The 14444-nt window shown below is 67.6% G+C and carries 10 protein-coding genes; 9 read left to right on the top strand and 1 reads right to left on the bottom strand.

Annotated features, from left to right (window positions below; genetic code table 11):
• Nucleotides 1-223: 223 nt before the first annotated feature.
• Nucleotides 224-1327 carry a polyamine ABC transporter substrate-binding protein gene (locus SD196_RS27300; protein ID WP_275609389.1) on the bottom strand — a complete coding sequence of 368 codons (1104 nt, stop codon included), beginning with the start codon at nt 1325-1327 and terminating at the stop codon, nt 224-226.
• A gap of 196 nt (nt 1328-1523) precedes the next feature.
• Between SD196_RS27300 and SD196_RS27295 the strand changes: the two genes are divergently transcribed.
• From SD196_RS27295 to SD196_RS27255, 9 genes are all read left to right on the top strand, one after another.
• The gene (locus SD196_RS27295; protein ID WP_275609388.1) at nt 1524-2171 is read left to right on the top strand and encodes a TetR family transcriptional regulator C-terminal domain-containing protein; all 648 of its coding nucleotides are present in this window, start codon (nt 1524-1526) and stop codon (nt 2169-2171) included.
• Between the two features lie 109 nt (nt 2172-2280).
• A complete protein-coding gene (locus tag SD196_RS27290; protein WP_343576514.1) occupies nt 2281-3021 on the top strand; it encodes a response regulator in 741 nt (246 codons plus the stop codon).
• A gap of 3 nt (nt 3022-3024) precedes the next feature.
• Nucleotides 3025-3810, top strand: a complete 786-nt coding sequence (locus SD196_RS27285) for a transporter substrate-binding domain-containing protein (protein ID WP_343575793.1) — start codon at nt 3025-3027, stop codon at nt 3808-3810.
• A complete protein-coding gene (locus SD196_RS27280; protein WP_416310899.1) occupies nt 3807-6044 on the top strand; it encodes an ATP-binding protein in 2238 nt (745 codons plus the stop codon). The genes SD196_RS27285 and SD196_RS27280 overlap by 4 nt, the downstream gene beginning before the upstream one ends.
• Nucleotides 6045-6462: 418 nt before the next feature.
• Nucleotides 6463-7875 (top strand): amino acid permease, encoded by a 1413-nt coding sequence (locus SD196_RS27275; RefSeq protein WP_416310898.1) that lies wholly within the window; start codon nt 6463-6465, stop codon nt 7873-7875.
• A gap of 383 nt (nt 7876-8258) precedes the next feature.
• Entirely contained in the window at nt 8259-9047 is a 789-nt protein-coding gene (locus SD196_RS27270) for an enoyl-CoA hydratase/isomerase family protein (RefSeq protein WP_275609384.1), read from the top strand.
• 17 nt (nt 9048-9064) lie between these two features.
• Nucleotides 9065-10225 carry an acyl-CoA dehydrogenase family protein gene (locus SD196_RS27265; protein ID WP_370600351.1) on the top strand — a complete coding sequence of 387 codons (1161 nt, stop codon included), beginning with the start codon at nt 9065-9067 and terminating at the stop codon, nt 10223-10225.
• A gap of 194 nt (nt 10226-10419) precedes the next feature.
• On the top strand, nt 10420-12507 hold the full coding sequence (locus tag SD196_RS27260) for an acetate--CoA ligase family protein (RefSeq protein WP_416310897.1): 2088 nt from the start codon (nt 10420-10422) through the stop codon (nt 12505-12507).
• A 243-nt stretch (nt 12508-12750) separates the two neighbouring features.
• On the top strand, nt 12751-14361 hold the full coding sequence (locus SD196_RS27255; RefSeq protein ID WP_416310896.1) for a 5-guanidino-2-oxopentanoate decarboxylase: 1611 nt from the start codon (nt 12751-12753) through the stop codon (nt 14359-14361).
• Nucleotides 14362-14444 lie beyond the last annotated feature (83 nt).

The following is a 14444-nucleotide window of genomic DNA, read 5'->3' as shown; positions in this document are numbered from 1 at the left end:
TCTGTACCTCGAAATTACGGTTCGTCGTGCGAGTCCTTGCCCTCTCCCTGACCCTCTCCCTGAAGGGAGAGGGGACCGTTCGGAGTACTCGGTGACTACGAAGGTCATTGCGGGCCCGCTGCCAGCGGGGCATCAGGAAGATGACTTCCATGAACCCTGCTGCGGGCTGCCCCCTCTCCCTTCAGGGAGAGGGCTGGGGAGAGGGGGCTTTGGGACTGACTGATCAGGTTCCGGTTTTCACCGCAGCCCAGGTGCGGGTGATCAGGCGAGTGGCCTTGGGGTTCTGCACCTTCTGGGTGAACAGCCGGGCGCGGGTCTCGGCGTCGGGATAGATCGCCGGGTCGTTGCGCACTTCGGCGGTGAGCATCGGTTTGGCGGCGGCGTTGCTCGAGGCGTAGCGGATGTAGTCGCTGACGTCGGCGGCCACCTTGGGCTGGAGCATGTACTCGATGAACTTGTGGGCGTTGGCCACATGCGGCGCATCGGCCGGGATGTAGAAGTCATCGAACCAGATCAGCGAGCCTTCCTTGGGCACGAAGTAGCCCAGCTTCACCTTGGCGCCGGCCTCGTCGGCGCGAGCCTGGGCGGTGGCGTAGTCGCCGGACCAGGTCATGGCCATGCACTGGTCGCCGTTGGCCAGGCCGTTGAGGTAGCTGGTGGAGTCGAACTTGCGGATGTACGGACGGATCGACTGCAGCAGGTCCTGAGCGGCCTTCAGGTCTTCGGGCAGGGCGCTGTTGGGGTCGCGCTTGAGGTAGGCCAGGGCCAGCGGGATCACGTCGGTGGGCGAGTCGATGATGGTCACCCCGCAATCGGCGAATTTCGACACGATCTTCGGATCGAACAGCATCGCCAGCGAGCCGATGGGCGCGTCGGGCATGCGCTGCTTGATCTTGTCGATGTTGTAGGTGATGCCGTTGCTGCCCCAGGTATAGGGCGCCGAGTACTTCACGCCCGGATCGTAGTGATCCAGGTGCTTGAGTACCTCGGGATCGAGATTGTTCCAGCTCGGCAGCTTGGACTTGTCCAGCGGCTGGAACACGCCGGCTTTCAGCAGCGGCGGCACCAGGGCGGCGTTGAGCACCACCAGGTCGTAGCCGGAGCGGCCGGGCAGCAGCTTGCCCTGCACGGTTTCGTAGGAGTCGAAGGTGTCGTAGACCACCTTGATGCCGGTGGCCTTCTCGAAGTCGGCGATAGTGTGTTCGCCGATATAGTCGGACCAGTTGTACAGCCGCAGCGTATTGGCGCTACTGCTTTCTTCCCCGTGGCCCAGCGCCGGCAAGGTCGCCAGCGCCGCGCTCAATACTGCAGCGAGGGTTTTCTGCATGTCAGTCCACCTGTTGTTGTTGTGTTCGCTGATGGGGCCACTCTCGGCCACCCCCGGTTGGCGGACCATTCCCCGAACGGGTAGGTAGGGTCTGTTACTGTTTCAGCACCCGTGTCGAAACGACGGCAGCCCCGGGGCTGGCATCTTGTCGAACAATCGTTCAAATTCTCCCCATACCCCACTCGGAATCACAGGAATGAACCAGGAAGTCCGCTTTTCCCGACTGGAGCCCGAACAGCGCAAGGCGTTGCTGATCGAGGCGACGCTCGCCTGCCTGAAGCGCCACGGCTTCCAGGGCGCGTCGATCCGCAAGATCTGCGCCGAGGCCGGGGTCTCGGTGGGGCTGATCAACCACCACTATTCGGGCAAGGACGAACTGGTGGCCGAGGCCTACCTGACCGTCACCGGGCGGGTGATGCAGCTGCTGCGTGAGGCCATTGCCGAGGCGGCGCCTGACGCGCGCGCGCGGCTGTCGGCGTTCTTCCGCGCCTCGTTTTCCGCAGAGCTGCTCGATCCGCAGCTGCTGGATGCCTGGCTGGCGTTCTGGGGCGCGGTGAAGACCGCCGAGGAAATCAACAAGGCGCACGACCATTCCTACGGCGAGTACCGCTCGCTGCTGGCGCAGACGTTGAATGAGCTGGCGAAGGAGCAGGGCTGGTCCGACTTCGATGCCGACCTCGCCGCCATCGCCCTGAGCGCCCTGCTCGACGGCCTGTGGCTGGAGTCCGGGCTGAACCCCAACACCTTCACCCCGGAGCAGGGCGCGCAGATCTGCGAAGCCTGGGTGGATGGCCTGCAACACGGCGGCCGGCAGCGCTTCAGCCGTGCGGCGGCGGCCTGTTGATCGATTGTTCAGTGGCCGGTAACCTGCTGCCTCCGCAGGACCGGTCCTGCAGACCTCTCTAGACTAATAACAAGAATTGCCCCGCAAACAGCGGTGGCGTCAGCAGGGTATTGCGATGACTTCCCGTGTACTGATCGTCGACGACGATCCGGTGGTTCGCGAGCTCCTCCAGGCTTACCTCGGCGAGGAAGGCTACGACGTGCTCTGCGCGGGCACTGCCGAACAGGCCGAGGCGAACCTGGCCGAGGCCGAGCAGGCCGAACAGCCCATCGACCTGGTGATGCTCGACATCCGCCTGCCCGGCAAGGACGGCCTGACCCTGACCCGTGAGCTGCGCGTGCGCTCGGAGGTCGGCATCATCCTGATCACCGGTCGCAACGACGACATCGATCGTATCGTCGGCCTGGAATGCGGCGCCGACGACTACGTGATCAAACCGCTCAACCCGCGCGAACTGGTGTCGCGCGCGAAGAACCTGATCCGCCGCGTGCGCCACGCCCGCCAGGGCCCGGTTACCCAGCCGGTGCGGCAGAACCACAAGCGTTTCGCCCACTGGACGCTCGACCCCGACCGCCGTCGCCTGATCGATCGTGACGGCAGCGAAACCCCGCTGACCCACGGCGAGTTCCAGCTGCTCTGCGTGTTCCTGCGCAACACCGGCCACACCCTGAGCCGCGATCAGTTGATGGATCAGATCCGCAACCGCGAATGGCTGCCCAACGACCGCTCCATCGACGTGCTGGTCGGCCGCCTGCGCCGCAAGCTGCGCGACGACCCGGCCGAGCCCGAGCTGATCATCACCATCCACGGCGCCGGCTACCTGTTCACCGCCACGCCCGTCGACGCCTGAGCCATGCGCTGGCTGGTCCTGCTGTGCCTGGCCCTGCCGTTGTTGGCAGCGGGCGGTATCGTGAGCGCCGCGCAGCCAGTCCGCTACTGCGACTACCCCGTCTACCCGCCCATCTCCTGGAGCGACGGCCATGAGGTGCGCGGCCTGGCGCCGCAGACCGTGCGCAGCGTGCTTGGTGAGCTGGGCTACGAGGTGCAGACCGTGGTGCTGGGCAACTGGAAGCGCTGCCTGCTGGACGCCGCCGAAGGCCGCGTCGATGTGGTGCTGGCCTACCAGACGCCGCAGCGCGACGGCGGCCTGGTGTTCTCCCGCGTGCCGGTGCTGCGCGAGGAAGTGGCGATCTTCTACAACCGTCGCAAGCCGGTGCGCTTCGACCAGCTGGGCGACCTCGCCCATTACCGGGGTGGGCTGCTGTTCGGCGAAAGCTACGGGCCGGCGTTCGACCGCCTCGTTGCCGAGCACGGCAACGTCGAATGGGTCTCCGACAGCCGACAGAACTTCGGCAAGCTGATCCGCCAGCGCATCGACTTCATTGCCCATGAGCGGCGTACCGGCACCCTGTTCGTCGAGCAGTTGGCCGGCGGCGAGGACATCACCGCGCTGCCTCGTCCGCTCACTGTGGATTACCTGCGCATCGCCGTGTCGCGCCATTCGCCGCTGGCCGCGCGGATGGACGAGATCGACGCGGCATTGAAGAAACGCGTGGACGACGGCAGCGTGGCGCGCTGGCTCGACGACAGCGAACGTGGCTACCGGGCCATGCTTGCCGGCGATGGGGTGCCGCGTTGAAGCTGCCCGGCGGCCTGGCGCGGCGCCTGCTGCTGCGGGTGTTGCTGTTCAGCCTGTGCTTCACCGTGCTGGCCAGCGCCGTGCAGTTGTACTTCGAATACCGCCGCGAGATGCGTGACATCGATGCGCGCCTGGAGCTGATCCGCGTCGGCTACCTGGCCAGTTTCGAACGCAGCCTGTGGGACCTCAACCAGGAGCAGCTCAACGTGCAGCTGCACGGCCTGGCGGACTTCCCCGACATCGCCAAGGTGCGCCTGCGCAGCGCCGACTTCAACCTGGCCCAGGACGCCGAGGTGAAGCACGGCCCGTTCCGCGTCGAGCACTATGCCCTGGCCTTCCAGCCGCCGGATGGCGAGCGCCGCGCCCTGGGCGAGCTGGAAATCAGCATCGACCTCGGCGCGGTCTACCGCCGCCTGCTGCACGGCGGCCTGACCAACCTGCTGTGGATGGGCGTGTTCCTCTGCGGCCTGGCAGTAGCGCTGAGCTGGCTGTTCCACAGCCTGGTCACCCGCCACCTGCGCGCCATGGCCGACTTCGTCCGGGGCCTTACCGGCGGCGACCTGCAGACCGAGCTGGCGCTGCACAAACGTCGCCATGAGGACGAGATCGACACCGTCGCCGATGCCCTCGACGACCTGCGCCGCGCCCTGCGCGCGGAGCTGCGGCGCCGCGAGGCCGACCGCGCCGCCCTGCAGAGCAAGCGCGACGAGCTGCAACGCCGGGTCGAGCGGCGCACCGCCAGCCTGCGCCGGGCCAAGGAGGACGCGGAGGAGGCCAACCGCGCCAAGAGCCGCTTCCTCGCCACCATGAGCCACGAAATCCGCACGCCGCTCAACGGTATCCTCGGCATGGCCGAACTGCTGCGCGCCGCGCCCCTGGGCGAGCAGGACCGGCGCCGGCTGCAGGCGCTGTCCACCGCCGGCGAGGGGCTGCTGGCGATCCTCAACGAGGTGCTGCACTTCGCCAAGCTGGAGGACGGCGCCAGCCAGCCGGAGCCGGTGGACTTCTCTCTGCGTCGCCTGCTGGACGACGTGGTGACCCTGCTGGAGCCGCGTGCCGAGGGCAACGGCATCTGCCTTCGCCTGCGCGTCGACCCTCAGGTGCAGGACGCCTGCCGGGGCGCCGAACAGTTCCTGCGCCAGGTGCTGAGCAACCTGCTGGCCAACGCGGTGAAGTTCACCGAGGACGGCGAGGTGCTGCTGGAGGTGACGCTGCTGGAACGCGGCGAGGCCGGGCAGCGCCTGCGTTTTGCGGTGATCGACGATGGCATCGGCATCTCCGCCGAGCAGCAGGAGAAAATCTTCCAGCGCTTCACCCAGGCCAACGACGAAGTGGCGCGGCGCTACGGCGGCACCGGGCTGGGGCTGGCGATCAGCAAGCGCCTGGTGGAGGCCATGGGCGGCGAGATCGGCGTGGAAAGCCTGGAGGGCGAGGGCAGCACCTTCTGGTTCGAGATCGTGCTGGCGCCGGGAGATGTCCCGCGCGCTGCGCAGGTGGACGAGCCGAAGCTGGCGCTGGAGGTGCTGCTGGTGGAGGACGTCGCGCTCAACCGCGAGGTCGCCCAGGGGTTGCTGGAGCGCGACGGCCATCATGTCTATCTCGCCGACGACGCGGAGCCGGCGCTCGCGCTCACCGCCCAGCGAGCCTTCGACCTGATCCTGCTGGACATGCACCTGCCGGGCATGACCGGTCTCGACCTGTGCCGGGCGATCCGCAAGCAGCCCAACGGGCTCAACGCCACCACGCCGATCCACGCCTTCACCGCCAGCGTGCAGCCGGGGATGGTCCGCCGTTACTTCGAAGCGGGGATGCAGGGCGTACTGGGCAAGCCGCTGCGCCTGGATGACCTGCGCCGCGCGCTGTCCGGCGTGGCTGCGGCGCCGCTGCCTGCAGCTGTGGATAACGGTCCGTTGGACCGCCAGGTACTGGATACCCACCGCCGCCTGCTTGGCGAGCACAAGCTCAACGAGTTGCTCGCCAGCCTGTGGAAACTCCTCGACGAGCAGTGGCCGCTGCTGCTGGATGCGCTGCGCCAGGAGGATGCCGTGGAGGTGGCCAGCCTGGCGCACCGGCTGGCGGGAAGCTGTCGGTCGATGGGGTTGCGTGGGCTGGGGGATGGCCTGGGGGAATTGGAGCAGGTGGCGTTGGCGGGGGATTCTCTCGGTGACTGGGCTGAGCGGTTGGAGCGGGAGAGGGCTCTGGCGTTTGAGCTTTTGAAGGGTGCCCAGGCTTAATTTCTGCGTTGCCTGCTCTCCCTCACCCCAGCCCTCTCCCTCTGGGAGAGGGCTGGGGTGAGGGGAAAGCCCTTGTGCCGATATCGCCGGAGAACTCCACTCACCTGTAGGACCGAGGGGGACGCCTAGTTCTTGCTCGCGAACCCGCCCAACCTCGTCATCGCCGGCTGAATCTGTTCGCGAGCAAGCTCGCTCCTACGAAAATCAAAAGCCTGAAACCCCCGCCCCACGCGCCCCGCACAAAATCCTTACAACTTCCTACAACTTCGATCCGCCCGAACAACGGCGTCTTACATCGCCTTCCAATAATCCGGTGGCATCCGTGCCCGAGCCACGGCCTCTGATTGATTGGAGATAACAATAATGATCCAACGTAGAGTTCCGCTCAGTCGCGCCCGCCGTTCCGTGGAGGTGCGCCATGTCTGAGTCGCAAGAGAAGATCCAGCTCACCCGCGCGCTCAAGAGCCGCCACATCTTCATGCTGTCCCTGGGCGGCGTGATCGGCACCGGCCTGTTCATGGGCTCCGGCGTCACCATCGGTTCCGGCGGCCCCATGGGCGCCATCCTCGCCTACCTGGTCGCGGGCCTCTTGATGTACCTGGTGATGGTCTGCCTCGGCGAGCTGTCCGTGCAGATGCCGGTCTCCGGCTCCTTCCAGGCCCACGCCACGCGCTTCATCGGTCCGGCCACCGGCTTCATGATCGGCTGGGTGTACTGGATGAGCTGGGCCTCCACCGTCGGCCTGGAATTCACCGCCGCCGGCATGCTGATGACCCGCTGGTTCCCCGAGGTACCGATCTGGATCTGGTCGGGCTTCTTCGTGGTCGTGCTGTTCTCCCTCAACGCCCTGGCCACCCGCGCCTTCGGTGAGGCCGAGTACTGGTTCTCGGGCATCAAGGTCGCCGCCATCCTGGCCTTCATCGTGGTCGGCCTGCTGGTGATCTTCGGCGCCATCCCGCTGAGCGATGGCACCGCCGCGCCGGGGCTGCACAACCTGGTCAGCGACGGCCTGTTCCCCAACGGCCTGTCCGCCGTGTTCGCGGTGATGATGACGGTGGTCTATGCCTTCCAGGGCTGCGAGATCATGGGCGTCGCCGCCGGTGAGACCGACCAGCCGGAAAAGAGCATCCCGCGCGCTGTGCGCAACGTGGTGTTCCGCGTGCTGATCTTCTACGTGCTGGCGATTGTCGTGCTGTCCTGCATCGTGCCGTGGAAGCAGGCCGGCCTGATGGAAAGCCCCTTCGTGCAGGTGTTCGACATGGTCGGCATTCCCTACGCCGCCGACCTGATGAACTTCGTGATCCTCACCGCCATCCTGTCCGTGGGTAACTCCGGCCTCTACGCCTCCACCCGCATCCTCTGGGCCATGTCCAAGACCGGCATGGCGCCGCGCAAGCTGTCCCAGCTCAGCGCCCGTGGCGTGCCGCTCTACGCGCTGCTGATCAGCCTGGCCTTCGCCCTGCTGTCGCTGCTGACCAGCATCGTCGCCGCCGACACCCTGTTCATGGTGCTGATGGCGGTGAGCGGGATGTCCGGCACCGTCACCTGGATCGTCATCGCCTACGCCCAGTACCGCTTCCGTCGCGAGCACATGGCCAAGGGCGGCACCGTGGCCGACCTGAAGTATGCCGCGCCGCTGTTCCCGCTGATCCCGCTGGCGTGCATCGCGATCTGCTGCTCGCTGTTCGTGTTCCTCGCCCTGGACCCGACCCAGCGTCCGTCGCTGTACTGGGGCTTCGGCTTCATGGCGGCCTGCTACCTGGCCTACTACGCGCTCAAGCGCAAGCGCGGCCAGGTGCTGGCCGACGAGGCTGTGCCGAGCATCGGTTGAGTCTGACTGCACCGGAAAAGCCCCGCATTGCGGGGCTTTTTCTTTGGCTCTTGGTCTTGGGCTCTTCGTAGGACCGAGGGGGACGCCTAGTTCTTGCTCGCGAACCTACCCAGCTCCGGAGTCGCCGGGACGTCCGTTCGCGAGCAAGCTCGCTCCTACAGGTACTCCACCCGTCCCATCTCTTGCTGAACAATTGTTCAAAGTTGTAACAAGCCCGCCCGCCAAGTCCCCGTAAAACCCCTCGGCCCCCGCACCACGCGGCCTTCCCGCCGCTGCCGAGGGCGTTACAAGCCCCCCATTCGGGTGGATTGCCGCCTTACTGAACACTTGTTTAGTATTGGCTCCAACGCCTCAACACAATCGTCTACAAGAATGAGGGCCGCATGACTCAAGCATCCCCGCTCAGCCGGGTCCAGGACGGCATCGCCTGGATCACCCTGAACCGTCCCGAGCAGCGCAACGCGCTGGACATCCCGACGCTCAAGAACCTGCACGCCCTGCTCGACGCCCATGAGGCGGACCCGGCGGTGCGTGTCATCGTGCTCACTGGCCAGGGTCGCAGTTTCTGCGCGGGCGCCGACCTCGCCGAATGGGCCGAGGCCGAGGCGCGCGGCGAGCTGGAAACCTACGGCTGGACCGAAACTGCCCACGCCCTGATGCGCCGCCTGTACAGCCTGGACAAGCCGACCATCGCCGCCGTCAACGGCACCGCCGTCGGCGCCGGGATGGACCTGACCCTGTGCTGCGACTTCCGCGTCGTCGGCGCTTCCGCCCGCTTCAAGGCCGGCTACACCGGCATGGCCTACTGCCCGGACGCCGGCGCCAGCTGGCACCTGCCGCGCCTGATCGGCAGCGAAGCGGCCAAGCGCCTGCTGTTCCTCGACGAACTGTGGAACGCCGAGCGCGCCTTGAACGCCGGCCTGGTCAGCGAAGTGGTCGCCGATGAACAGCTGCTGGAACAGGTCGGCGAATTCGCCGCCCGCCTGGCCGCCGGTCCGACCTTCGCCTTCGCCCAGACCAAGCGCCTGATGCGTGACGGCGCCGCCCGTACCCTGGCGCAGCAACTGGAGGCCGAACAGGCCGCCGGCCTGCTCTGTGGTCGCAGTGAAGATGCCGCCGAGGCGCTGCGCGCCGTGGCCGAAAAACGCTCCCCCCAATTCAAAGGCCGCTAACGGCTGCAGGTGATGTGATGGATTTCCAACTGACCCAGGAACAGGAAATGCTCGTCGAGGCGGTCAAGGCTTTCGTCGAGAAAGAACTGCTGCCGTACGAAGAAGAAGTGGACCGCGCCGACGCGGTGTCCCCGGAGCTGGCCGCGCAGATTCGCGGCAAGGCCCTGGCGGCCGGCTTCTATGCCTTCAACATGCCCGAGGAAGTAGGTGGCGGCGGCCTGGACTACCTGTCCCAGGCGCTGGTCGAGCGCGAGCTGTCCAAGGTCTCCTGGGCGCTGCACGTGTTCGTCGCGCGTCCCTCGAAGATCCTCATGGCCTGCAAGGGCCAGCAGATCCAGGACTACCTGCTGCCGGTGGTGCAGGGCGAGAAGATCGATTGCTTCGCCCTCACCGAGCCGGGCGCCGGTTCCGACGCCAACTCGATCAAGACCCGCGCCGTGCGTGACGGCGAGGACTTCGTGATCAACGGCTCCAAGCACTTCATCAGCCACGCCGGCCACGCCGACTTCGCCATCGTCTTCGCGGTGACCGACACCTTCGAGCGCAACGGCAAGAAGCGCAACGCCGTGACCGCTTTCCTGGTGGACAAGGGCACTCCGGGCATGACCGTGCGCCGCGGCCCGAAATGCGTGAGCAACAAGGGCTACCACACCTACGAAATCTTCTTCGACGACTGCCGCGTGCCGGCCTCCAAGGTCCTCGGCGAAGTCGACAAGGGCTGGGAAGTAGCCAACGCCTGGCTCACCGCCGGCCGCGTGATGGTCGCCGCCAACTGCGTCGGCCAGGCCCAGCGCGCGCTGGACCTGGCGCTGCAGTGGTCGGCCGACCGCAAGCAGTTCGGCCAGGCCATCGGCAGCTACCAGGGTATCTCCTTCAAGCTCGCCGACATGGCCACGCAGATCCGCGCCGCCGAACTGATGACCCTGCACACCGCCTGGAAGATGGACCGCGGGACCATGACCGACGGCGAGGCCGGCATGGCCAAGCTGTTCGCCAGCGAAGTGCTGGGCAAGGTCGCCGACGAGACCGTGCAGATCTTCGGCGGCATGGGCCTGATGGACGAAGGCCCGGTGGAGCGCATCTGGCGTAACGCGCGCATCGAGCGCATCTGGGAAGGCACCTCGGAAATCCAGCGCCACATCATTTCCCGCGAACTGCTGCGGCCATTGCTGCGCTGACTCTCGGTGCTATTCGGGGAAGACGGGCTTGTGCTGAAACCCCCTCTCCCCAGCCCTCTCCCTGAAGGGAGAGGGGGCAAGAGCGATTCGGCGCGTGGGCTGGCACCAGACGCTGAAGGATGACCCTGAAAGCTCCCCTCTCCCTTCAGGGAGAGGGGTTGGGGGAGAGGGCGCAGGCCCGTACGAGACCCGACATGAAAAGAGAAAACCTCCAGCGCCTGCTGGCGCCCCGGCACCTGGCCTTCATCGGCGGCCGCAGCATGGCGCGTGCGCTCAAGCGCTGCGCCGAAGGTGGATTCGACGGCCAGATGTGGCTGGTCAACCCGCAATATGACGAACTCGAAGGCGTGCCCTGCGTGCGCAGCATCGCCGAGCTGCCCGAAGGCCCGGATGCGGTGTTCATCGCCACCAACCGCGACCTGACCGTACAGGCCGTGGCCGAACTGGCCGCGAAAGACGCCGGCGGCGCCATCTGCTACGCCTCCGGTTTCGCCGAGACCGGCGCCGACGGCGAAGCGCTGCAGCGCCGCCTGCTCGCCAGCGCCGGCGACATGGCCCTGCTCGGCCCCAACTGCTACGGCCTGCTCGATTACCTGCACGGCGCAGCGCTGTGGCCGGTGGCCCACGGCGGGCACCTGGTGGAGAAGGGCGTGGCCGTGCTCACCCAGAGCGGCAACTTCGCCTACAACCTGTCCATGAGCGACCGCTCGCTGCCTATCGCCTACATGGCCTCGGTGGGCAATCAGGCGCAGCTGGGCGTGGCCGAACTGATGGACGTGCTGCTCGACGAGCCGCGCGTCACCGCCATCGGCCTGCACTTGGAAGGCCTGAAGAACGTCCCCGGCTTTGCCCGCGCCGCCTACAAGGCGCTGCAGAAAGGCATCCCGGTGATTGCCCTGAAGACCGGCGTTTCCGAGATCGGCGCCGAGCTCGCGCTCAGCCACACCAGCTCCCTGGCCGGTTCCGACGCGCTGTACGACGCACTGTTCGACCGCCTCGGGGTGATCCGCGTCAGCGGTCCGGTGAGCTTCATCGAAACCCTCAAGGCTGCCGCCTGCGGCAACCTGCCGGCCGGCCCGAGCCTGGCCGCGCTGGCCTGCTCCGGCGGCGACGCCGGGCTGATCGCCGACTACTCCGAGCGTAACGGCCTGACCCTGCCCAAGCTGGTCGACGCGCAGCGCGCGGAGCTGGCCCAGGTGCTGCCGGACTACGCCAACATCGCCAACCCGCTGGACTTCACCACCGCCATCTGGGGCGACGGCCCGGCACTGGAGCGCATGCTCGACAGCGCGCTGCAGACCGATGCCGATGCCGCCCTGCTGGTGCTGGATTACCCCGGTGAAGAGACCGGCGAGCGCCCGCAGTGCGACCTGCTGCTGGAGCTGTACTGCGCCGCGCTGGAGCGCCACGGCAAGGTCGGCTTCATCGCCTCCGCGCTGCCGGAGCTGCTGCCCAAGCATGCCCGCGAACTGCTGCACGCCCACGGTGTCGCCGCGCTGCAAGGTGTGGAAGACGGTCTTGCCGCCTGGGGTCGTATCGCCCATTACCGTCAGCGCCGCGAAACACTGCTGGCCCGTGGCGAGGCAGCACTGGTGCCGCTCTGCCCACAGGCCATCGACGGCGAAGGCCGCCTGCTGGACGAATGGAATTCCAAGCAGGCGCTGAAGCCCTTCGGCCTGCCGCTGCCGCGCGCCGCGCTGAGCACCCCGGCCCAGGCCCGCGAAGCGGCCGCCGACGTGGGTTTCCCGCTGGCGCTGAAAGTGGTCAGCGCGCAGTTGCCGCACAAGACCGAAGCCGGCGGCGTGGCCCTCAACCTGCGCAACGAGGCGGCGCTGGAAGCCGCGCTGTTCGACATGCGCGAAAACATCGCCCGTCATGCGCCGGGCGTGCCCTTCGACCAGGTGCTGCTGGAGAGCATGGCCAACCCGCCGCTGGCCGAGCTGATCGTCGGCATCAAGCGCGAGAACGGCTTCGGCCTGGCGCTGGTGCTGGGCGCCGGCGGGATTCTCGTCGAGCTGCTCAAGGACAGCCGCAGCCTGCTGCTGCCGACCACCGATGCGGCGATCCGCGATGCCCTGCTGAGCCTGCGCAGCGCGCCGCTGCTCACCGGCTTCCGCGGCCGCCCGGCGGTGAACCTGGAGGCGCTGGTGGAAGCCATCCGTGCGGTGGCCGACTACGCCTGCGAGCACGTGGACAACCTGCTGGAACTGGATGTGAACCCACTGCTGGCGGACGCCGAAGGCGCCGTGGCGGTGGATGCGCTGATCCGCACCGCCGGGTGATCGGCAGCAGGACCTGAAGGAAGAACACGAACGCTCCCCTCTCCCGCTTGCGGGAGAGGGGCTGGGGGAGAGGGTGGTGGGCCCGGAACTCGGTGCCACCGACAAGAGCCCCTCTCCCCAGCCCTCTCCCTGAAGGGAGAGGGAGCAAAAGCGGCGCACGCCGGAGACTCGGCGTGAGCCCCAACGAGTAGCGCGAATAACCGCTCGCAGTTATCCGCCGAAGAACCATTCGGGAGATCGTTCATGCAAAACGACAAAACCCTCACCGGCGGCCAGGCCCTGGTCCGCCTGCTGGCCAACTACGGCGTCGACACCGTGTTCGGCATTCCCGGTGTGCACACCCTGGAGCTGTACCGTGGCCTGCCCGGCAGCGGCATCCGCCACGTGCTGACCCGTCACGAACAGGGCGCCGGCTTCATGGCCGACGGCTACGCGCGCGTCAGCGGCAAGCCGGGCGTGGCCTTCATCATCACCGGCCCCGGCGTGACCAACGCTGCCACCGCCATCGGCCAGGCCTACGCCGACTCCATCCCGATGCTGGTGATCTCCAGCGTCAACCACACCGCCAGCCTGGGCAAGGGCTGGGGCTGCCTGCACGAGACCCAGGACCAGCGCGCCATGACCGCGCCGATCACCGCGTTCTCCGCCGTGGCGCTGACCCCGGAAGACCTGCCCGAACTGATCGCCCGCGCCTACGCCGTGTTCGACAGCGAGCGCCCGCGCCCGGTGCACATCTCCGTGCCGCTGGACGTGCTCGCCGCGCCCATCGCCCGCGACTGGACCCATGAAGTCGTCCGCCGCGCCGGTCGTGGCCAGCCCGGCGCCGATGCGCTCCAGCAGGCTGTGGATAAACTCAAGGCCGCCCAGCGTCCGATGATCATCGCCGGCGGCGGTGCGCTGCACGCCGCCGACGCCCTGGCCGCGCTGAGCGAGCGCCTGGCCGCGCCGCTGTTCACCAGCGTCGCCGGCAAGGGCCTGCTGGCGCCGGAAGCGCCGCTGTCCGCCGGCGCCACCCTGTGCACCCAGGCCGGTTGGGACATGATCGCCGAGGCCGACGTGGTCCTGGCCATCGGCACCGAAATGGCCGACACCGACTTCTGGCGCGACCGCCTGCCGGTCACCGGCGAGGTGATCCGCGTCGATGTCGACTCGCGCAAGTTCAACGACTTCTACCCGAGCGCCGTGGCGCTGCTGGGCGACTCCAAGGCCACCGCCGAAGCGCTGCTCGCCGCGCTGCCCAGCGCCACCCGTGACGCCGCCAAGGCGCAGTCGCGGATCGCCGAGCTGCGCGCGCAGATCGATGCCGGCCACGCGCCGCTGCAACTGATTCACAAGTCGATCCTGGAGCGCATCGCCAAGGTCCTGCCGGACAACGCCTTCATCGCCAGCGACATGACCCAGCTGGCCTACAGCGGCAACTACCTCTACCCGAGCAAGGCCCCGCGCGGCTGGCTGCACCCCACCGGCTACGGCACCCTCGGCTACGGCGTGCCCGCCGGCATCGGCGCCAAGTTCGGCGCACCGGAGCGTTCGGGCCTGGTGCTGGTGGGCGACGGCGGCTTCCTCTACACCGCCCAGGAACTGGCCACCGCCACCGAGGAGCTGGACAGCCCGCTGGTGGTGCTGCTGTGGAACAACGATGCGCTGGGGCAGATCCGCGACGACATGATCGGCCTGGACATCGAGCCCATCGGCGTCCTGCCGCGCAACCCGGACTTCGCCCTGCTCGGCCGCGCCTACGGCTGCCAGATGCGCCAGCCGCAGAGCCTGGACGAACTGGAGCGCGACCTGCGCGCCGGCTTCGCCCATCCGGGCGTGACCCTGATCGAGCTGAAACACGCCTGCGCCAAGTAGGTCCGTCGTACTCGCCGGGGCCGTGCAGGCTCCGGCGTGGTCACTGAGCATTCGAGCCTGTTGCCACCCGTGCCGGCAGGTTC

The sequence above is a fragment of the Pseudomonas macauensis genome, from assembly GCF_047902425.1.
In the GTDB taxonomy this organism is placed as follows: Bacteria; Pseudomonadota; Gammaproteobacteria; order Pseudomonadales; family Pseudomonadaceae; genus Pseudomonas.
The sequence above is the reverse complement of the archived record's forward strand: the minus strand, read 5'-3'. Positions and strand labels throughout refer to the sequence as shown.